17 protein-coding genes are annotated in these 21435 nt (G+C 59.4%); 7 read left to right on the forward strand and 10 right to left on the reverse strand.

Annotation, left to right across the window (positions count from 1 at the left end; translation table 11 throughout):
• Positions 1-70: 70 nt before the first annotated feature.
• The 7 genes from araD1 (at position 71) to BK667_RS11920 (ending at position 5360) form a co-directional block, all read left to right on the forward strand.
• Entirely contained in the window at positions 71-1063 is a 993-nt protein-coding gene (gene araD1, locus BK667_RS11890) for an AraD1 family protein (RefSeq protein WP_123597694.1), read from the forward strand.
• A gap of 10 nt (positions 1064-1073) precedes the next feature.
• Positions 1074-2654 (forward strand): aldehyde dehydrogenase (NADP(+)), encoded by a 1581-nt coding sequence (locus BK667_RS11895; RefSeq protein ID WP_123597695.1) that lies wholly within the window; start codon positions 1074-1076, stop codon positions 2652-2654.
• 187 nt (positions 2655-2841) lie between these two features.
• A complete protein-coding gene (locus BK667_RS33250; protein WP_185058207.1) occupies positions 2842-3141 on the forward strand; it encodes a DUF5629 family protein in 300 nt (99 codons plus the stop codon).
• Positions 3128-4303: a lactonase family protein gene (locus tag BK667_RS11905; protein ID WP_123514419.1), complete on the forward strand. Its 1176-nt coding sequence runs from the start codon at positions 3128-3130 to the stop codon at positions 4301-4303. The genes BK667_RS33250 and BK667_RS11905 overlap by 14 nt, the downstream gene beginning before the upstream one ends.
• 155 nt (positions 4304-4458) lie before the next feature.
• Complete coding sequence (locus BK667_RS11910; RefSeq protein WP_123514418.1) at positions 4459-4638, forward strand: hypothetical protein; 180 nt, start codon at positions 4459-4461, stop codon at positions 4636-4638.
• A gap of 255 nt (positions 4639-4893) precedes the next feature.
• Entirely contained in the window at positions 4894-5106 is a 213-nt protein-coding gene (locus BK667_RS11915) for a hypothetical protein (RefSeq protein ID WP_123597696.1), read from the forward strand.
• Positions 5103-5360 carry a hypothetical protein gene (locus tag BK667_RS11920; protein ID WP_123597697.1) on the forward strand — a complete coding sequence of 86 codons (258 nt, stop codon included), beginning with the start codon at positions 5103-5105 and terminating at the stop codon, positions 5358-5360. Before BK667_RS11915 ends, BK667_RS11920 begins: the two co-directional genes overlap by 4 nt.
• Positions 5361-5436: 76 nt before the next feature.
• On the opposite strand, the gene BK667_RS11925 is transcribed toward BK667_RS11920, so the two are convergent.
• From BK667_RS11925 to BK667_RS11965, 10 genes are all read right to left on the reverse strand, one after another.
• A complete protein-coding gene (locus tag BK667_RS11925; protein WP_123597698.1) occupies positions 5437-6042 on the reverse strand; it encodes a glutathione S-transferase in 606 nt (201 codons plus the stop codon).
• A complete protein-coding gene (locus BK667_RS11930; protein WP_123597699.1) occupies positions 6039-9680 on the reverse strand; it encodes an AAA family ATPase in 3642 nt (1213 codons plus the stop codon). Before BK667_RS11930 ends, BK667_RS11925 begins: the two co-directional genes overlap by 4 nt.
• Positions 9677-10921: an exonuclease SbcCD subunit D C-terminal domain-containing protein gene (locus BK667_RS11935; protein ID WP_123597700.1), complete on the reverse strand. Its 1245-nt coding sequence runs from the start codon at positions 10919-10921 to the stop codon at positions 9677-9679. Before BK667_RS11935 ends, BK667_RS11930 begins: the two co-directional genes overlap by 4 nt.
• 235 nt (positions 10922-11156) lie before the next feature.
• Complete coding sequence (locus BK667_RS11940) at positions 11157-12287, reverse strand: hypothetical protein (protein ID WP_259698010.1); 1131 nt, start codon at positions 12285-12287, stop codon at positions 11157-11159.
• A gap of 182 nt (positions 12288-12469) precedes the next feature.
• Complete coding sequence (locus BK667_RS11945; RefSeq protein WP_259698011.1) at positions 12470-13219, reverse strand: hypothetical protein; 750 nt, start codon at positions 13217-13219, stop codon at positions 12470-12472.
• 364 nt (positions 13220-13583) lie between these two features.
• Complete coding sequence (locus tag BK667_RS33050) at positions 13584-13790, reverse strand: hypothetical protein (RefSeq protein ID WP_148060134.1); 207 nt, start codon at positions 13788-13790, stop codon at positions 13584-13586.
• On the reverse strand, positions 13783-14889 hold the full coding sequence (locus BK667_RS11950; protein WP_123597702.1) for a hypothetical protein: 1107 nt from the start codon (positions 14887-14889) through the stop codon (positions 13783-13785). The genes BK667_RS33050 and BK667_RS11950 overlap by 8 nt, the downstream gene beginning before the upstream one ends.
• Before the next feature lie 7 nt (positions 14890-14896).
• Entirely contained in the window at positions 14897-18511 is a 3615-nt protein-coding gene (locus tag BK667_RS11955; RefSeq protein WP_123597703.1) for a toxin VasX, read from the reverse strand.
• The gene (locus BK667_RS11960) at positions 18508-19374 is read right to left on the reverse strand and encodes a DUF4123 domain-containing protein (protein ID WP_123597704.1); all 867 of its coding nucleotides are present in this window, start codon (positions 19372-19374) and stop codon (positions 18508-18510) included. Before BK667_RS11960 ends, BK667_RS11955 begins: the two co-directional genes overlap by 4 nt.
• Positions 19371-21374: a type VI secretion system Vgr family protein gene (locus tag BK667_RS11965; protein ID WP_123597705.1), complete on the reverse strand. Its 2004-nt coding sequence runs from the start codon at positions 21372-21374 to the stop codon at positions 19371-19373. Before BK667_RS11965 ends, BK667_RS11960 begins: the two co-directional genes overlap by 4 nt.
• Positions 21375-21435 lie beyond the last annotated feature (61 nt).

The following is a 21435-nucleotide window of genomic DNA, read 5'->3' on the forward strand; positions in this document are numbered from 1 at the left end:
ACCTCTTCGCGAGCAAGCTCGCTCCCACAGGGGCCTGCATTGGATTTGAGATTTGTTACAGGAGAAAATCATGCATTTAGTTCAGTTCGAATTGATTAACGGCGAGCGCCGGGTGGGCGTGGTCGAGGAAGGTCTGGTGCGTGAAGTGCAGGACGCGCGCTCGGTCCGGGATCTGGCCCTGGCGGCGATCGAGGCCGGCGTCAATCTTGAGCAACAGGTGCAAACCCTCGGCCTGGGCATCAGCCACGACTATGCAGAACTGCTCACCCACCTGCGCATCCTGCCGCCACTCGATCACCCGGACCCGGCGCACATGCTGGTCAGCGGCACCGGCCTGACGCACCTAGGCAGCGCTTCGGCCCGGGACAAAATGCATCAACAGGTCGGCGACGAAGCGGCGATGACCGACACCATGCGCATCTTCAAGTGGGGCGTGGAGGGCGGTAAACCCGCAGTCGGTCAGGCTGGCGTGCAACCGGAATGGTTCTACAAGGGCGATGGCAGCATTGTCGTGCGTCCGGGCCAATCGTTCCCGCTGCCACCGTTCGCCGAAGACGCCGGAGAAGAACCTGAGCTCAGCGGCCTCTACGTCATCGGCCACGACGGCAAGCCCTATCGCCTCGGTTACGCGGTGGGTAACGAGTTCTCCGACCATGTGATGGAACGCAAGAATTACCTGTACCTCGCGCACTCTAAATTGCGCAGTTGCAGCTATGGTCCGGAACTTCGCGTCGGTGAGCTACCCCAACACTTGGCAGGCACCAGTCGCATCCTGCGGGATGGCGAAGTGTTGTGGCAGAACGAGTTCCTCAGTGGCGAGGCCAATATGTGCCACAGCCTGGCGAACCTCGAGTATCACCATTTCAAGTACAGCCAGTTCCTGCGCCCGGGGGATGTGCACATTCACTTCTTCGGCACCGCGACCCTGTCCTTCGCCGATGGTATCCGCACCCAACCGGGTGATGTGTTTGAAATCAGTCAGGCCGAATTCGGCGCGCCGTTGATCAACGGCATTACGCCGGCAGAAGCGGCATTCGAACCCGGCACCGTCGGCATCCTTTAAGGAGATTTGCATGACCCAGATTCTTGGTCACAACTACATCGGCGGCCAGCGCAGTGCGGCCGGCGACCTCAAACTGCAAAGCGTTGACGCCAGCACTGGCGAGAACCTGCCTGGCGATTTCTACCAGGCGACACCGCAAGAAGTCGACGCCGCCGCCAAGGCTGCCGCTGCTGCTTACCCGGCGTACCGCAGTTTGAGCGCTGAGCGACGGGCGCAGTTTCTCGACACGATTGCCGATGAACTCGATGCCCTGGGTGATGACTTCGTTGCCGTGGTCTGTCGCGAAACGGCGTTGCCCGCCGGTCGCATTCAAGGTGAACGCGGTCGTACCAGCGGCCAGATGCGTTTGTTCGCCAAGGTCCTGCGTCGCGGGGATTTCTATGGTGCGCGGATCGATCAGGCCTTGCCCGAGCGCCAACCGTTGCCACGCCCGGATCTGCGTCAATACCGCATCGGCCTCGGCCCGGTGGCGGTGTTCGGCGCGAGCAACTTTCCGTTGGCGTTCTCCACGGCGGGTGGCGATACCGCATCGGCACTGGCCGCCGGTTGCCCGGTGGTGTTCAAGGCCCACAGCGGCCATATGGCGACCGCTGAATGGGTGGCCGATGCGATCATCCGCGCGGCGGAAAAAACCGCGATGCCGGCCGGTGTGTTCAACATGATTTATGGCGGCGGGGTCGGCGAGGCGCTGGTCAAGCATCCGGCGATCCAGGCTGTAGGGTTTACCGGTTCGCTGAAGGGCGGTCGCGCGTTGTGCGACATGGCCGCTGCACGGCCGCAGCCGATTCCGGTTTTCGCCGAGATGTCGAGCATCAACCCGGTGATCGTCTTGCCCCAGGCGCTGGCGGCTCGGGCTGAAATCGTCGCCCGTGACCTGACCGCTTCGGTGGTGCAGGGCTGTGGTCAGTTCTGTACCAATCCGGGGTTGGTGATCGGGATTCGTTCGCCGCAGTTCGGTGAATTTGTGCAGCAGGTCGCGGCGTTGATCGCGGATCAACCGGCGCAAACCATGCTCAATGCCGGGACGCTGGGCAGCTATGGCAAAGGCTTGCAAAAGCTGCTGGCGCATCCGGGGATCGAGCATTTGGCCGGCAGTGCGCAACAGGGTAATCAGGCACAACCGCAGTTGTTCAAGGCGGATGTGAGTTTGCTGATTGAGGGCGATGAAGTCTTGCAGGAAGAGGTGTTCGGCCCGACCACGGTGTTCGTCGAAGTCGCGGATCAGGCGCAACTCAGCGCCGCGTTGAATGGCCTGCATGGGCAGTTGACGGCGACGATCATTGGCGAACCGGCGGACTTTGAACAGTTCGGCGAGCTGACGGCGTTGCTGGAGCAGAAGGTTGGGCGGATCCTGCTCAATGGTTACCCGACCGGCGTGGAAGTGTGTGACTCGATGGTTCACGGCGGGCCGTATCCAGCGACTTCAGATGCGCGGGGCACCTCGGTGGGCACCCTGGCCATCGACCGCTTCCTGCGCCCGGTGTGCTTCCAGAACTACCCCGACAGCTTGTTGCCGGAAGCGCTGAAAAACGGCAACCCGCTGCGGATTCAGCGTTTGGTGGACGGCAAACCCTCCCGCGACGCGCTCTAACGGCCAACCACTACCGATCGTTCCCACGCTCTGCGTGGGAATGCCTCCACGGACGCTCCGCGTTCGGCTCTGGAGGGGACGCGGAGCGTCCCGGGCCGCATTCCCACGCGGAGCGTGGGAACGATCACAAGGAGAGGGCGGTGTGATGAGCTATCATTGCGTCTTTCCATTTGAATGATTGATTGCCATGACTGCCGTAACCGATACCTTGCTCAACGCCCTCGAAACCTGCGACATGCTGGAAATCGATGGTTTGCACGCCTCCGAGTTCTACATCGCTGAAGAGGACGACAGTCTGAACATCAAATGCATGGACGGTCGAGCACTGAAGCATTGGGAGTTCACCAAGGCCCAAATCGAGGCAGCGACTTTCGATCCAACCCTGCAGAGCTGGCTGATCACCGGGGATTCCGGCGAGCACCGGCTGGTGTGCATGGCCGCTTTCGGCGCCCATGACGACGAGGAAGACGAGCATGAAGATGCGTAATTTCTGGCCATTGTTGATGGCCGGCAGTGTCGGCGCCATGGGCGTTCAGGCGGCGACCGTCGACGATTATCAATTGCTGGTTGGTTCCTACACGGCAGGCCAGAGCCAGGGGATTTATCGTCTGGACTTCAACAGCGCTACAGGGCAGATCAACCCCAAGCCGCTGCAAGTGGTCAAGAGCGAAAACCCGTCCTGGCTGACGATCTCCAAGGACCAGCAGCACCTGTTCGTGGTCAACGAAAACGGTCCGGGGCAGGCCGATCCGGTGGGCAAGGTCAGCAGCTATGCGATCAATCCCAAGACCTTTGAGTTGAAGCTGATCAATCAGGTCCAGAGCCTGGGCAACGAGCCAACCCATTCGAGCCTCAGCGGTGATGGCAGCCACTTGTTCGTCAGTAACTACTCGGTGGTCGAAGATCCGGGCGGCACCCTCGCGGTGTTGCCGGTGGGTGCTGACGGCAAGCTCAAGTCTGTGGTGCAGATGAGCAGCCACCCGTCGAGCCGGGTCAACCCGGAGCGGCAGGCCTCGGCGCACGTGCATTCAACGATTTCCTCGCCGGATGGCAAGTACGTGTTCTCCAATGACCTGGGCGCCGACAAGATCTTTGTCTACCGCTTCAATCCCCAAGCCAACCCGCTACTGCCATTGACGCCTGCCACCCCGGCCTCGGTGTCGTTGCCGGCGGGCAGCGGGCCGCGTCATTTGCTGTTCAGCGCTGATGGCAAACATGCCTGGCTGAGCATGGAGATGAGCGCTCAGGTGGCGGTGTTCGATTACCAGGACGGCACGCTGAAGCAGACTCAAATGGTCGACTTGGCGGCGGGGCAACCCACCTCTGACAAGGCTGGCGCTGCACTTCACGCATCAAAGGATGGCAAGTTCCTCTACGTCAGCAATCGTGGCACTGCCAATCAGCTGCTGGTATTCGCCATCGACCCGGCCACCGCCCAGCTCAAAGAGTTGCAGCGCCGCTCGGTGGAGGGTGATCACCCGCGCGAGTTCAGCCTCGACCCGAGTGGCAAGTTCCTGTTGATTGCCAACCAGAAGAGCAACGAGATTGTCGTCGTCGAACGCGATGCCAAGACCGGTCTGCTGGGCAAAACCGTGCAGAAACTGCCGATGGACGCCCCGAGCGACCTCAAGTTCCTGGTGCGTCAATAGGCCGCAGGCCCCGGTTGATGGGGCCTGCAACCTTCTATTAATGAGACTGATATCCGCTAATGCTACAAAGCATTTCAAGGCGCGGACCTCGGGCGTTAAGTTTGCTCCACGGCCCAACCGGGCAAGCAAGCCAACTGACTCCGAGGAACACCGCCATGAACTTCAATCTCTTCTCCATCATCGCCGCATCCGCTATCTCCGCCACCGTTGCCCTGCCAGCCAGCGCCAACGTTGAAATCAACAGCAAAAAATCCCACACCCAGAGCTACACCCAAAAATACCTGCAACAAAGCGCCAACTTCTACGCAGCCCTGGATCACAAAACCCAGGCCTGAGATTCACGGAGTCCGACGCTCCCTGTAAAGAGCTGCCGAAGATTGCGATCTTTTGACTTTCAACAGCAAAAGATCACAGCCTTCGGCAGCTTTTTTGTGGGTGTGTATTTTCATGGGTCATAGGTTTTCTTTTGCGCCGGCATAGAGGGCTTTAATGATCAAGCAAGCTGATGGTCACTATGGAAAACCCTGAGTGGTTACACCGGTTTTTTTGATCGATTCTGTGGGCACTGAAACATGCCCACGGAGAACACCATGGCCAGCGCAATCCTCACTTCTGCCAAACGCGGCGCCTACCTGGCCATCGGTCTCTACGTGGCCATGGTCTTGGTGGTCAGTCTTTCGGCCCAATCGCAACACGACCGGCAAGCGCCGGTTGATGTCGCCTATCCCGGCATTCAGTTTGAACACCGCTCGCAAAACGCGGCGGCTGATCACTCGGTTATCGAGGAGGCTGTCGGCGCATGAAAGGCAGCAGACTCGGGGTCATCGCCTTCTTGGCGGTCATGACCAATGGCTCATCATTATTGGGAATGGGACAAGGCTCGGCGGGATCGGTGGCGCGGTCCATCGAATGCAACCACAGCATTGCCCACAATATTCAGACGGCCAAGGCGTTGGGCTTGTTGGTGGGGAATCCACCGCTGAAGGAACGAGCTGGATTTCTTGGGCCGTTCCAGGTGGATTGCTCGGCGTTGGGGATGTGTTCCGTATTGGCCTGACACCGCATAACCCTGTAGGAGCATGGCTTGCCCGCGATGGCGTCTTTGAAATCGCCATCGCGAGCAAGCTTTGCTCCTACAGAGGTGGCTTGCGCATGATGGCGATGAACAGGTCGGAGTCGAGGACGCGTTGTAGCCATGTCTGCAACCGGACATACGGCGTCTGCCCGAACCATTCCCGATCCACATGGGCGAATTGCCGTACAAACGGCATCAACGCGACATCGGCCAAGCTGATGTGCCCGGCGAGCAAATAATCACGCCCCTCCAGCAACTCCTCCAGCCTGCGCAAGAACATCTCACCCTCGCTTCGATAATGCTCCATCGTCTGTTCGGGGTAGCGCTCGGCGTATTTGTAGCGATTCAAATGCACCTTGAACACTTGATCGTTTTCTTCGATCAGGTCAGCGATCAACGATTGCCCGGCCAGATCATCCTTGAGCAACCAATCCTCAGGATCGTTCTGCGCCAAGGCCCAGCGCATGATCGCCAGGCTTTCATCAATCACCCGACCCTCGACCTCCAGCACCGGCACCGTGCCCTTGCTCGACAGCGCGAGCATTTCGGCTGGCTTGGCTTTCAGGCTGACTTCGACAATCTGCACCTCAACCCCGGAATAACGCAGGGCCATGCGCGCACGCATGGCGTAGGGGCAGCGGCGGAAGGAGTAGAGCGTGGTCATTTCACCTCCAGGGTACTCAGGCCATTGCCCTGGCGACGGACCTGAATCTGCACCGGGATCCGCTCATGCATTTCCTGAACGTGGGAAATCACCGCGACCTTGCGCCCTTGGGCCTGCAAACCGTCGAGGGCGTCCATGGCCAGTTGCAGGGATTCCGGATCGAGGCTGCCGAAGCCTTCATCGATAAACAGCGATTCGATCTTCAGCGTGCTCGACGCCATCGACGCCAGGCCAAGCGCCAAGGCCAGCGACACCAGGAACGTCTCGCCGCCGGACAGCGAATGCACCGAGCGCAATTCGTCGCCCATCTCCGTGTCCATCACCAGCAAGCCAAGCATGCTGCCACCGCGTTTCAGGCGATAGCGTCGCACCAATTGCCGCAGTTGCACGTTGGCGTGATGCACCAGTAAATCGAGGTTGTAGGCCTGGGCGATCTTGCGGAAGGTGTCGCCGGTGGCCGAGCCGATCAAGGCATTCAACCGCGCCCAGCGCTGATACTCGGTGTAGGCGTCGGCGATTTGCTGGGCCAGGGCCTGGTTGGCGTTTTGCCGACGCTGATCTTCGGCCTGTTCGGCGCGCAGTTCGGCGCAACGGTGTTCGCTGGCGGCAAACAGGTTTTGCAGTTCTGTCAGCGCCGTCGCCAGTTGTTCTGCATCGAGGTTGCCGTTGCTTTGCGCTTGATGTTTGAGCAGGCGCTCATCCCGCTCCTGCAACAACACCTTGGCCTGTTCGATGGCTTTTTCGCTGTGCTGCAATTGCTGGCGCAGGTCGCTGACCTGTTGATCGTCGACACTCAGCAACTCCTCCAGACCGCCGTCATCCAGCTCCGGATGCCGCGCGCGCCAGTCGGTAATCTTGCTGCTCAACTCGCGGTCTTCATGCTCCAGCGCCTGTGAACGTTCTTGCTGCGCCTTGAGTTCAGCAGCCAATTGCACCAGCCGCGTGCGCACGGTTTGCAGTTCCTGATTGGCCGCCGCTTCGGCATGGCGTGCCTGTTCCACGGCTTGATCGAGTTGCTGCTGCCACTGCTCGGCGCTGCTGTGTTGGCCAAGCAATTGTGCGAGTTTTTGCTGACAGGCCTGTTGCTGCTCGGCCAACACTGTGAACTGCTGTTGCGCGGCTTCCAGTTGCTGGACGCGGGTCTGCTGGCGGTCCTGCTCTTTCTCAAGCGTCTGCTGACGCTGTTGCTGTTCGCCGAGTTCGTCACGTCGCTGGTCGAGTTGTTCCAGGCGCTGGGCGATCTGCCGGTCGAGCTGCATAAAGGTCGCAGCCGGCTCGTTGCGCAAGGCTTCCAGCGTCTCGGCGGGAAGCAAGGTGCTGAACGCCGTCAGCTCTTCGTCCAGGCGCTGACGATCACTGCTCAAGGCCTGCTGCTGATTGCTCAGGTGCTGGGTCGCTTGCTGGTTCGCGGTTTCGGCGCTGCGCAGCTGTTGCGCCAGGCGCGCGGCATCCTGTTGCAGGGTGAGCAGGGCGGTCTGGCGTTGTTCGTCCTGGGTGATGCTCTGGTTCAACTGGCTGTTTTGTTGGGTCAGCCAGGCGTCACGTTTGGCCGCGTCCTGGTTCAGCAATTGGGCCGACAACGGATGCGCATCGAGGCTCGGCGTCAGGCCTTGTTGCTGATTGGCGAGGTGTTCCTGCTGTTGCAGCAGTTCCTTTTGCTGCGCAATCAAACCACCGACTTCGGCCCGCAGGTCGGTGAGTTTTTCCTTCAACAGGTCAACGGCTTTCTGCGCGTTGGTCAGCTCACTTTCATCATGCCGGCCGAGACTTTGCAGCAGCGCTTCGGGCTGATGATAGGGATGATCCGGGCTGCCACATACCGGGCACGGTTGGTCGTCCTGCAATTGCGCGCGAAGCTCTTCGACGCTTTCACTGCGGGCCAGGCGTTGGCGCTCCAGCAGCTCCCGAGTGACGGTCAGGGTCTGTTCGGCGACGGTCAGTTCGGCCTTGGTTTTCACGCCGTCCTGAGTCAGGCGTTCGCGTTCCTGTTGGGCTGCGAGTTGGCGCTGTTGCAGCTCGGCACCGCGCTTGTCCAGTTCCTGCTGACTGGCCCACAGCCGCGTCAGCTCTTCGAAGGCGCGCAGTTGTTTGCGGTTGTCCTGCAACAACGTACTCAGCAACTGGATTTGCTCGGCCACCGCTTCGGGCTCGGCACCGGCCTCTTTGTAGAGCACTTCCAGATTCTGCTTTTGCGCGGCCAATTCTTCGGCGGCGCGGGTGGCGCTCTGTTCCAGCACAGCCAGTTCGTCCTGACCCTTGTTCAGGCGATTGCCGATCAGCATCAACTGTTGCAGACGATCACGGTAGGCGTTCCACGCATCGCTCAGCGGCGCCAAATGGGCGCTTTGCTCAAGCTCCCCGGCGATGCGCTGCAAACGTTCGGCGACCTGTTTTTGCTGGTCGAGCAGACCTTGAATAGTGTTCTGACCTTGGGTGCTGGCCAGCTCCGCTTGTTGCTTGAGGTCGGCACTCAGGCTCGCCTCACGCACCAGACGGGCGAGGGTGCTTTGCTCTTCGAAGGCCTGACGCAGCAACGGCGCACCGGCGCTGTGCTGGTTTTGCGCTTCGGTCAGCGCGGTGTGGGCGTTGCTCAGGCTTTGTTCGAGCTGAGTCTGGCGCTCGGTCAGTGCCTGTTGCTGTTGCGTGTGCTGCTGAATCTGTGCGGCCAGCGGCGTGAGCTGCGCCGTGAGTTCAGTCTTGCGCGCAAACTGATGCCGCTGCGGCGCCAGTTGCTCCAGACGCGTCAGCTTCAGGCGTTCCCCGGCCAGGCTTTCCCAATGTTGCTGGGCGGATTGCAGTTGCTCGGTGGCGCTCTGCTTATCGTCCTGCAACTGGCGCAGTTGTTTGAGCCAGGTGTGCTGTTCTTCAAGCTGCTTGAGCTGCGCTTGCTGGGTCTTGAGTTGCTGCTGGGCCTCGTTGAAGCGCTCATCCAGTTCGGCGCGGGCTTCGGGGGACAGCGGCGTGACGCCGGTGGCCTGATCCTGCAGCAACTTGTGGGCTTCGCGGGCCTCTTTGGTCTTGTCGAACGCGCGGCGACCGAGGCGCGTGTACAGCGCGGTGTCGGTGAGTTTTTCCAGCAATTCGCTGCGGTCGTTGTCATCAGCCTTGAGGAACGCGCTGAACTCACTCTGAGCCAGCAATACGGCGCGGGTGAACTGTTCGAAGTTCAGGCCCAACGCGGCTTCAAGCGCGGTTTTGTACTCGCCTTTCTGACTGGCCAGCAATTGATCCTGATCGATATCCCGCAGGCTCTGGCGACTGGCTTGCAACTTGCCGCCAGCCTTTTCCCGGGCGCGATTGGCTTCCCAACGCGCACGATAGCGACGGCCATCGATGCCGACAAAATCCACTTCGGCATAGCCTTCGCCAGTGCCGCGACGCAACAGGGTACGCGGGTCGCCGGTGCCGATTTCGCCGTCGGCATCCGGGACTTTGGCATCGCGTCCGGTGTTGTTCAGGCGTGGTACGGCGCCAAACAACGCCAGGCACAAGGCATCCAGAAGAGTACTTTTACCGGCGCCGGTCGGCCCGGTGATGGCGAACAATCCGGCGCTGGCCAGGGGCTCGGCGGTGAAGTCGATTTCAAAGGGCCCGGCCAGGGAGGCGAGGTTTTTCAGGCGGATCGCGAGGATCTTCATGGCTGTTCGCTCTCCATCTGCACGTCTTGCAACAGCTCGGCGAAGTCCTTGAGAGTTTGCTCGTCGACCTCGCTGCCGTAGTTGTCCTGCCAGGCGCGACTGAACAGTTCCTGGGGTGAGAGCTGGTCGAGTTCGATCAGGGTGGCGCCGTCATCGGTGCCGTCCTTGCTGCCATTGCCAGCGTATTCGGCGGCGATTCGTACCAGTCGCACGGCTTTGCCTTCCAGTGCGGTTTCCACTTGAAAACGCAGGTCCGGTTGCGGCTCGTCCAGGCGCACCCGAACCTCCAGCCACGGTTGGCGTTGCAGATCGGCCAGCAGATCAATGTTCGGCAGATCCGCCAGTAGCAGCAACACTTCCGCCAGCGGCGCAGGACCGACCCGTTGCAGATTGACCGCCCGGGGAATCAGTTTCGGTTCGACGCTGACCAGGGTTTCGCCGTCGAGGATGACGTCGAGCAGCTGATGCTGATAATTGATTTCGGAGAACGACAGCGGAATCGGCGAGCCGCTGTAGCGGATACGTTCTTCACCGTTGACCTTCTGCGGCTTGTGCAAATGACCGAGGGCCACGTAGCTGATGCTCGGCCCAAACAGGCTGGCGGGCAGGGCTTCGGCGTTGCCGATGATCAGGCTGCGCTCGGAATCTTCCGACACCGAACCGCCGGCCATGTGCGCGTGGCTGATGGCGATCAGCGCCTGGCCCGGTTTGCGCTTGGCATTCGCCGCTTCGATCAGCCATTCATGCACTTGGCCGATACCGCGCAAATAGTTGTCGCCCAACTGCGCACCGGTCACCTCGGCCGGGCGCAGGAACGGCAGCGCCAGGCACCAACCGGCAATCTCGCCGCTGGCGTCGGGCAGTGGCAATAGCAGACGCTCGGCGTCCAGTTGCCCGTCATCGAGCCACAGCACCCGGCCCAAGGCGTGGGTGCGCAAGCGTCGCATCAACGGCGCCGGCAGTTCGATCCGCGAGCCGGAGTCATGGTTGCCGGCGATCATCACGATGGTCAGCAACGGCTGCTGCTCGTGGGCGCTGACGATGAAGTCGTAGAGGCGTTCCTGGGCTTTGACCGGCGGGTTGACCGTGTCAAAGATATCGCCGGCGATCAGCAGCACGTCGGGCTGGTCCAGCTTCAACTGGCGCAACAGCCACTCAAGGAAACAACCGTGCTCGAAATCGCGGTCCTGGCCGTGCAGGTTCTGCCCAAGGTGCCAGTCGGAGGTGTGGAACAGACGCAAGGCGTACTCCGTAGGAAATAAGGTGATGGCCGCGTGGGAATGATGGCGGCTAAAGGGGAGGGAGTTTACTGGCAAATGCCAAGGATGTGGTCAGGCATCACCTTGTGGCGAGGGAGCGTGCTCCCGCTGGGGCGCGAAGCGGCCCTCCGAATTCCTTCACATGCACCGCGTTGGCAGGATTGACGACTGCTGCGCAGCCGAGCGGGAGCAAGCTCCCTCACCACAAAAAGCTCTTTTATCCTCTTACTTTGCAGCCAGCGTTCAAACGCCGCACTTCAGCAAAAATCTCGGTAATCGGTCGACGAGGCTGGCGTTTGTGCAGCTTTCGAACCTGTTCGCTCATTCGCACCAGTTCTTCGCTCGGTTTCGCCCATTGCTCCTTCGGCAATGGCTCGGACCATTTCTGCATCACTTCGGGCATGGCCTGCGGGCCCAACTTCTGGATACGGCGGACTTCCCATTCGGTCAGGTGGTTGGGGATCGTCCATAGGGTCATGACGTGGTACAGGTACCAGAAGAATCCCGAGAGCCGGTTGCGTGAGCCGTCGCGAATCTCCTGATGCATGCGCGCTCGGGCGTTGCGGAAGGTGTGCAGGCCTTCGTGGGGCGGGTCGCCGGGGAGTTGCAGGTCTTCGAGGTCCTGGATGGTTTTGAGGTCGTTGACTTCGTATTCCATGTAGCCACGGATGGCTTCCCAGTGGCTGATGGCGAGGGGCAGGCCGAAGCAGGGGAACTCGACGCTGGTCAGGGTTTCACCATGCTGGAAACCGATACCCATGCCGTATTGGCGGTGGATGCCGTATTGAGTCGCGCCCTGAGCTTCGATGACCCAGGCGGAGAGGGATTCCCAGGGGACGAAGAGCGGTTCGGTGGCGCCTTCGGGGTTGAAGCAGACTTCGCGGCGTTGGCGGTTGAAACGGGTGGGGATGATTTGGAGGCGTTTTTTGTGGTTGTGGTGCCAGGTGCAGAGGCCGATGAGTATTGAAAAAAAAGCGGCTAAAAGTCCAGGTTCCGAAGCGGCATAAAAAACATCTATCGTAAATTCCCATGAGTACAACCACTCGTACCCCGACATGAGACCAAAACAAAAACAAAACAATGGAAAAAGGAAAATGAACATACAGGTCCCACTGAATGGGAGGCCTAAGATGACCTGCCATGAAAATATCTGAGGCCATCCCAGCCCGAATTCCATATACACATCATTTAGCTCCCCAATATGAGGACCGTGCGGCGGCATCGGTGTAGGCAATGGCAAAGGTGCGAGATAAGTAATTTTTCCGCTTGGAAACGGCTCAACATCCCCAGCCTTCCGCTGTTGTTCGAGGTGCGGAAGAGGCATCGCGCTATTGATCTTGTTGGGCATGGTCGGCCAACTCCAGAAGATGGGCTTCAACCAGCAACATCGGTGGATGCTCCGTCACGGATTGAGAAGGTGATGCAGGGAAACGGTCCTCAGCATGAGGGTCAAGACGAATGACCCTCGCGTGAGAAACCCATACTCCGTTGGCGTTCAAGGTCTGCACGTTGCCACCCAGACAGAACATGTCATGCACGACGTTTGTCCGTCGGATTCAACCGCCGCACTTCAGCAAAAATCTCGGTAATCGGTCGACGAGGCTGGCGTTTGTGCAGCTTTCGGACCTGTTCGCTCATCCGCACCAGTTCTTCACTCGGTTTCGCCCATTGCTCCTTCGGCAATGGCTCGGACCATTTCTGCATCACTTCGGGCATGGCCTGTGAGCCCAATTTTTGGATACGGCGAACTTCCCATTCGGTCAGGTGGTTGGGGATCGTCCATAGGGTCATAACGTGGTACGGGTACCAGAAAAATCCCGAGAGCCGGTTACGTGAGCCGTCGCGAATCTCCTGATGCATGCGCGCGCGGGCGTTGCGGAAGGTGTGCAGGCCTTCGTGGGGCGGGTCGCCGGGGAGTTGCAGGTCTTCGAGGTCCTGGATGGTTTTGAGGTCGTTGACTTCGTATTCCATGTAGCCACGGATGGCTTCCCAGTGGCTGATGGCGAGGGGCAGGCCGAAGCAGGGGAATTCGACGCTGGTCAGGGTTTCACCGTGCTGGAAACCGATGCCCATGCCGTATTGGCGGTGGATACCGTATTGGGTCGCGCCCTGGGCTTCGATGACCCAGGCGGAGAGGGATTCCCAGGGGACGAAGATCGGTTCGGTGGCGCCTTCGGGGGTGAAGCAGACTTCGCGGCGTTGGCGGTTGAAGCGGGTGGGGATGATTTGGAGGCGTTTTTTGTGGTTGTGGTGCCAGACGGCTAGGCCGATGGCCAGCATCGAAAATCCGGTTACTAGGGCATATCCAAAAATCGCGAAAAATAAATCAATGACAAACTCCCATACGTATGCGAAGTCATATCCGAACATGAGGCCCATGCAGCCAATTGCTGGAGGTATTAGGAAGGTGATCATGAAGGCAACACTAAATGCTCCCCCCAATATGACTTGCCATGAAAATACTTGAGGTAATCCCAACCCGAAGTCCATGTACACGTCATTTAATTCCCCAATGTGAGGACCATGAGGTGGTAGAGGTGTCGGCAACGGCAAAGGCGCCAAATAAGTGATCCTCCCTCCAGGGAAAGGCTCGACATCGCCGGCATTCCGGGATTGCTCAAGGTGCGGGGTCGGCACGAGACTATCAGTCTTGATGGGCATGGTCGGCCAGCTCCAGCAGATGGCTTTCAACCATCAACATTGGTGGATGTTCGGTCACGGCTTGAGAAGGCACCGCAGGGAAATGGCCCTCAGCATGAGGGTCAAGACGAATGACCCTCGCGTGAGAAACCCATGCTCCGTTGGCGTTCAAGGTCTGCACGTTGCCACCCAGACAGAACATTTCATGCACGACGTTTGTCCGTCAGATTCAACCGCCGCACTTCAGCAAAAATCTCGGTAATCGGCCGCCTCGGCTGGCGTTTGTGCAGCTTTCGGACCTGTTCGCTCATTCGCACCAGTTCTTCACTCGGTTTCGCCCATTGCTCCTTCGGCAACGGCTCGGACCATTTCTGCATCACTTCGGGCATGGCCTGCGGGCCCAATTTTTGGATGCGGCGGACTTCCCATTCGGTCAGGTGGTTGGGGATCGTCCATAGGGTCATGACGTGGTACAGGTACCAGAAAAATCCCGAGAGCCGATTGCGTGAGCCGTCGCGAATCTCCTGATGCATGCGCGCGCGGGCGTTGCGGAAGGTGTGCAGGCCTTCGTGGGGCGGGTCGCCGGGGAGTTGCAGGTCTTCGAGGTCCTGGATGGTTTTGAGGTCGTTGACTTCGTATTCCATGTAGCCGCGGATGGCTTCCCAATGGCTGATGGCGAGGGGCAGACCGAAGCAGGGGAACTCGACGCTGGTCAGGGTTTCGCCATGCTGGAAACCGATACCCATGCCGTATTGGCGGTGGATGCCGTATTGGGTCGCGCCCTGGGCTTCGATGACCCAGGCGGAGAGGGATTCCCAAGGGACGAAGACCGGTTCGGTGGCGCCTTCGGGGTTGAAGCAGACTTCGCGGCGTTGGCGGTTGAAGCGGGTGGGGATGATTTGGAGGCGTTTTTTGTGGTTGTGGTGCCAGGTGCAGAGGCCGATGAGTAGGGAGCAGAGGCCGGTTATCAGTGCGTAGCCGTAGCCTACATCGAATACACCCGTAACTGAGTCCGATATATCCTCCCAATCGTAACCAAAAACGACTCCTAGAAAACCAGTAAATAACGGGAAGAGAAATAGAACCATAAAGGTGCCGCTGAATGGCAGGCCTAATATTACCTGCCATGAAAATATCTGCGGCCATCCCAACCCGAAGTCCATATACACGTCATTTAATTCCCCGATGTGGGGACCATGCGGAGGCATTGGTGTCGGCAATGGCAAAGGCGCGAGATAAGTGATTTTTCCGCTTGGAAATGGCTCAACATCACCAGCCTTTCTCTGATGTTTGAGTTGAGGATCAGACATGGCGCTATCAATCTTTATGGGCATGATCAGCCAGGTCTAACAAATGGGTTTCAATCAACAACATCGTTGGGCTCTCGGTAACGGACTGGGCAGGCAGCGCGGGGAAGCGGCCCTCTTCGAGTGGGTTGAGGCGAATGACGCGATTGCGAGAAACCCAAGCACCGTTGTTGGCCAAGGTCTGTATGCAGACAGTCAATTCCAGTGTTTCGGAAGAGGGCGTAAATTCGGAATCAGCATCCATTGGGTATCGCAGACATAGCACCAGACAGTCTGGTCCTGCTTGTACGATGCGCAGGCTGTTCGCAATTTCATCGCTGATGACGTCCTTTCGTTCTCGCGGCGCGCCGCGACTGTGAAGGGGTGTGGAAATACGGTGAGCGCCGATTCCTAGACGTTGGGCTGATTGACCGTTCAAGGGCGGCTGGAGCTCATTGAGCTTGAGCCCTGGTAGCACCAGATGGATGTCCTTGGGTTTGGCCTTTAACAGCAGGTTTTTTAGCCACGAGTCATGCTCGTTTGGACCCAGTTGGACGTAAGGAGCATGAAGCAAATAGGCCAGGCAGCGTTGATACTCATCCAGCGTATGGTCGCCACGCTCATCGGCATCTAGGCTCCATGGTGTGGTTTTCAGCCATTTGTCGTGAGCACTGATGTTGTAGCGGTTGAAGAGCCAAGTGCCACCTAGTTCCAGTACGGTGAACAGTGCTCCAGCCAGGTTGAATCGAAAAAATACGGTTGAGAGTCGTGTACCTGCAGCAGCCCATGCGGCAGTTCGTGCTGTTGCATTCTTAGCAGTAAGTACTTTGATCGTCGCGTGGAAGGTGTGACTAAGTCCGTAGGCGTTAACAGTCACCATGCCGCTAGACCCCAATGTGGCAAGAGCAGCGCTGGTTTGCGCCGAGCGGTTGCCGCTACGAGTAGCCTGCTGCCAATTCTGGTGTTGGGTATTCAGGCTGAACAACGAAGCTAAAAAACCAAAAAAGTAGGTAAAACCACCCAGCCCGATATGCATCTTCCCCATCTGCACATGCACATTCTGCAAGGCATGCCGTTGAAGTCCTGCAACTAACTCTGTACTTCTCGCCTTCAAAGCTGTGTCAGCCAGGCTCTGCGCAGCTGTAAAACCTGCCGCTCCGGTAGCCGCAAACGCGGCAAAAAAGGTGGCCCGTTTCTTTGGATCTTTGGTCTGATTCATCATCTCTCGATAAACCCCCACCAAATTCACCCCCTGCACCAAAAACACCACCAACCCCATCCCCTCACTCCGAATCAACCCCGCATTCGGCACAGCCCCCACCCCCATCCGAATATTCCTCAACAACCCCCGAACTTCCTGCTGTTGCGCCGGCGGAAACACCACCGTCACTCCCGCCCGTGCCTGGGTCGCGCCATACAGCCGCGCCGATTGATCCGGCAGTTCGGCAATCGGGCTCAGCGCCCCCGCCAACCGACCTTCCAGTAGCGTCAACTCGCCACGCACCCGGGCAATCTCACCCTGCAACTCCATTGCCCTTGGCGTTTTGTGCCCCTGGCGGTTTTTGTTGTGGGTGAGTTGGTTGCGTTCACGCATCAGGGTTTTGAGGTAGTCACGCTCCCTGAGCAATTCCTTGAGGTTGGTTTGCAGCGCCGCCTGTTCTGCCGGGGTGGCGACGGTGAAGGTCACGCCGGTGGTTTTCGCGGCATCGAGTAGTCGGGTGTAAATCGCTTTAGGCAGGCGTTGGAACAGTTCGTCGAGGTCGGGGATTTTCTCTCCCTTGAGGTCGAAGCCCTCCAGCGCCTGGCTCAGGCCCAGGTTCAGCGCGGGGCTGAGGCTGTGCTGGGCGGCGTCAGCGACGGCGCGGGTGTGGTCGGGCAGATCGTCGAGGGCAGGGAGGTGCGGTTGTTCGATCTTCTTTAGCTCGGCCAGCCAGCTCGGCAAGTTGTTGAACAGGGCCATGCCGGCGTTGAACAGCGTGCTGTACTGCGCGGCCTGTTCCTGTTGAAGGCGCAAGGGCAAGGTGTAGAACAATGGCCGGGTCAATTCCGGGTGGTTTTCCAGATAGGCCAGTATTTTTTCGCTCGCATGATCGCTGCGGCAGATGTCTTTGATGCAGGCGTATTCGGCGCTGAAGGCCTGACCCAGTTGCGATGGCTCGTGCCCGTCGTAGTACCAGGCCGAGCAGTGGTAGCGCCCGGCACACACCAACGTCGTGCGGTCGGTGGTGATGCGTTCAAGCACGCGGTTCCAGCGACCGAGGTCGGCGCGGTACTGCAACAGTTCGTTGTCCATGGCCGGGCGGTCGATGAAATCGTTGATCCCGCGTTTGCCGCTGAAACGGGGGCCTTCTAGCGCGTCCTTGATGCGTTTGTTTTGCTCCCTGCCGAGATTGACCAGGGTGTCGAGGTGACGTTCGACGAAGTCGTCCGGGGCCACTGAAAAGTGTTGGCGAGCGTAATATCGGCGGTCTGCATCATCACTGGCGCGGCTGTGCGCGGTGAAATCGGGATCGGCGCCTTGGTACTTGGCCATTTCGAACGCTTCGGTGTGGGCCTGCTTGCGCAGTTGCTCCAGTTCCGGCGTCACGGGTGCATCCGGCGGCTCAACCTTGCCGCCCTTGTTCAGGTAGTCGAGCAGGGCTTTGCGGGTGTCTTCCCGGTCCGGCTCGGGCAACTGCTCCAGGTCAGCGAATAACGCCTTGTGTCGCGGGTCGTTACTGGCCTCGGAGAGTTTTTCGATATCCGCCGGGCTGAGCTGACTCAGCGACTCGATGTAGCAGGCCAGCAGGTAATTGCGCTCGTTGTGACCGGCATTGGTCCAGTCGTCGACCCAGCCGACCACGCGGTCTTGATACTCGGCCAGGTCGCGCAACACGCCGAGGTCGTCCTGCACCACGAGGAACAACGTGTCGTCCTGATAGGGTGCACGCACCTGACCCAGAAACTCGCCAATATGCGCCTCGCGAAAGCGCTGAGGCTGTTCCCATAGATACGGCTCGCGCTCGTGCTCGGGGGCATCGCTGACGTGTACCGTCGGCAAAAGAGCGGTGCCTGGCTCGACACCGTCCTGTGCGGCGGCTGCCTGCTGAGGCGCAAGCGTGGCAACCTCCGCCAACCACTGCTTGCCTTGCTCGACCGTCAGCAGATGCTCGCCACCGCTTTTGCAATCCACCGGGGCGAGGTCAACGGCTTGCATGAAGTGTTCGCGCTCTTCACGACTGTCTGTCACTTGAGCGCATTTGGCGGCGGTCCATTGCACTTCGGCGAAGCACACGTGCAAGAGGCTAAGCCTGGAAAACACTAGCGCCGGACGCTCTTCGATGGGCGTGCGCTGATCGCCATTGACCTTGCCACCCTTGTGCAACAAGGCACTGATCAGTCCGTTGAGGACGCGGTATTCATGCAAATGGCCGGTCACACTGTCGATCACATACAACCAGCCATCGCGCATCAGGCGAATGCCCAGTGGACGGGTTTCAAGGGTGTAAGGCAGTTTTAGCGCTGCGCTCGGATCGAGAGGCTTTTCTACCAGGCCGTAGCGCAACGGCAGAAGCTGCACGTGGGCTTGCTGCAAAGGGCAGGCGCCGGGCGAGCCGATAGCGGACTTGGGTGCCGCAGCGGCGGCGAGGTTGGCTGGTGCGTTCATGGGCGGCCCCGTTGGATGGCCCACTGGTGGGCGAGGTCAGCGGCCAGCGCAACGCGCTCGCCGGGTGATTGCAGCGATGGCGTATGGAGTAATCGATCGATGTGCGGATGCTGGTCGAGCGGCGATCCGTCCAGCCAGGCCATGACATTGGCGTAAAAAAACAGCTCGGACTGGCTGCTTAACCCCAGGGCCTGGGCCTCCTCGAAAAGCCGTTGAAGCGTCGGCCAACGCAGGGCCACGGTTTCGCCGCCGTGACGTTCGGGGAAGTAAGTGAGCAGATGGACGTCGAGTTCGAGCAGTACGCGGCGCCGATCAGCGCGGTCCAGCGCTGAGTTCTGCTCAGGGCTAAGGCGGTAAGGCGTTGGTAGTTCCGGGTGTTCGGAAATCAACGGCTGGTCGCGATGCCAATTCGCGCTGACGCTGTCGGCCGTCACCACACAGGACAGTGGACCCAACAAACGTTGATCGCCGCTGCCGAACAGCGTCCGCGCTACAGCGGCGTCGGCCAGTCGCAGCATCACCGGCAGGCCCTCTGGCATTTCAACCATCAGCAGTTTTCGCAAATGCTGAGTGACGTCATTCATAGACGCGGAGCTGAACAACAGCACGCCCCATTCCTCGTTCGCGTGCTCCAGATAGAACTGAAAAACCGCTGCGTCAGGATGTTCGATCAGCACCAACAGCGGTGAGATATCCCGCAGCTCGGTGAAGGGTGGATGGTCGTAGAGCGCAACGCTGCTGACCCCGGGGCTTAGCTGCTTCAAACGCTCTGGCAAATGACTGACGGTCGCGCCGTCCAACAACACAAAAGCCTGTTGCGTGTTCCAGGGCAGGTCGGCAGGTAACGTGGTTGAGAATTTCATGCGAGGGCCGCCTCGCAAATCAGGCAGCGTGAGCTGCGGTTTGACACCAGTGCATGGCGTTGCCGCGCGGGGTCGAAATTCACCTTTGACAAAGGCAATACCCCTGGCATCAGTGGCTCTGCCAGCAGGCCCATGGCCGGGGTGCCGCCTTCCACAATCGCCACGCTGCTGAAAATGCCTTCCGGCCCCAGCGTCAGCCAATGACCGCCAGCCTTGACCGTCAGGTGTGCTCCGCCATCAATGACGACTTGTTGCCCGGCACCGAGGTGGATTTGCTGAGTGGCGCTGAGTCGGTGACTGGTGACGCGAATGTGTTGCTCACCCTGGACCAACAAGTGATCGTCCTGTTTGAGTTCAGTGAGGCGGTTGCCGTGGGTGAGGTGGTGTTCTTCGCCGCGCAGGTCGTGGCTTGCGATGCCCCCGACAACGACCGTTCGTTGGTGGTTGACTTCAATGCGTTCGTCGTTGAGTACGAGCTGTACGAAATCACGCTGGGCTCGCAGGGCAATTTCTTCTGCGCCAGTTTTGTCCTCTATGCGCAATTCGTTGTAACCGCCGCCACCCGGGCTGCTCTGGCTGCGAAAAATGCTTTGCGTATGTTCGGTTGGAAGGTCTAGCGGCACGGGCGTTGCCCCGTTAGGCAAGCCACCCAGAACGAAGGGTTTGTCGGGATCGCCCTCGCTGAAACCCACCAGCACTTCCATGCCGACTCGCGGAATCAGCACGCTGCCATAGTGGTCATTCGCCCAACCAGTGGCGACTCGCAGCCAGCAGCTTGAATGTTCGTTGAGCTGACCGTCACGGTCCCACAGCAACTGAACCTTTACCCGACCGTACTCATCGCAATGGATCTCTTCACCGGGCGGTCCAGTAACTACCGCGTGCTGGTTACCCGTCACTCGGGGCTTGGGATGTTCAAGGGCCGGTCTAAAAACCACATCCCATGGTGTCGCGACGAAGTGATTGCGGTAGCCCTGGCTGAAGCCCTCTTCAGGGTTGCCGTCGGTCATTGACTCTTCCAGAACCTGAGGCTGTTTGCCGACGTGCTCAACCTCAGTCAGCAACCACAGACCATTCCAGTCGCCACGCGGGTGTTCGGTCATGTCAACGAAGTGCCCGCTGCGCAGGGCGCTTTGATCGCTGCGACCACGGGCTTGCTGATAGTCAGCGCGATGGCGTTCCAGAGTCCGCCTGGCCAGATGTTTGCCGCGCTCACGTTCGGTGAATTGCCCCGGGAAGGCGTAATCCTCCAGGTGGGGTAACTGCGGGCTCTTGCTTTCGCTATCCAGCGGCAGGCGTGGTTTTTCGAAGTGGTAATCACGGCGGCTGACGTGGGTCGTGCGGGTTTCCAGGCTGACCTGGAAGCGATCAATCACCGGGGCTTCGGCGACCATGCCGCTGCCCTGGGCATACGCTGTCGGGCCTGCGGGTTTGCGGAATACTGTCTGATCGTCGCCAAATACCAACACATGCCCGGAGGCGTTGTGTTGAAAATGAAAGTGCAGGCCTTCCTCCTCACACAACCGTTGAATGAAGTGCAGGTCGGACTCGTTGTATTGCACGCAATAGCGTCGTGGCCGGTACTCGGTGTTGAGTTGGAAGCGCCAGGTGTCCGCTTGTACCCCGTGATCGGTCAGTACTTTGCCGATGATCTGCGGCACGCTCAGATGCTGAAAAATACGCTGGTTGTGGCGATGCGCGAGATAGGCGAGGCGGGGCGCCAGGGTGATTTGATAGCGGGTCAGGCGTTTGCCCGAATCACCTTGGGCGACTCGATAGACGTGGCCGTGAATGCCGCCGTTGTCGGAGCCGAATGTCAGAAATGCCGGGCGATGCAGCAGCGACTCAAGATCCAGATCGGGCCGTTCGCTGACCAGTTCGAGTTTGACCTCGTAGGGCCGGTTCAGCGCTTCCCTGGCCTGAAACTCCAGAACCTGAAGGTCGTAGGAAAAACCTGCAATGTCGAGTCTGAAAACGACTTCGTTCGCCGTAGTAAACATCCGCGCATCCCTGTGTCTTTAAGGCACGGGACTTTGCGTGAAGCTACGTGTAGGCGAAGCC

Origin of the sequence: Pseudomonas frederiksbergensis (assembly GCF_003732705.1) — a bacterium.
Classification (GTDB): domain Bacteria; phylum Pseudomonadota; class Gammaproteobacteria; order Pseudomonadales; family Pseudomonadaceae; genus Aquipseudomonas; species Aquipseudomonas frederiksbergensis_F.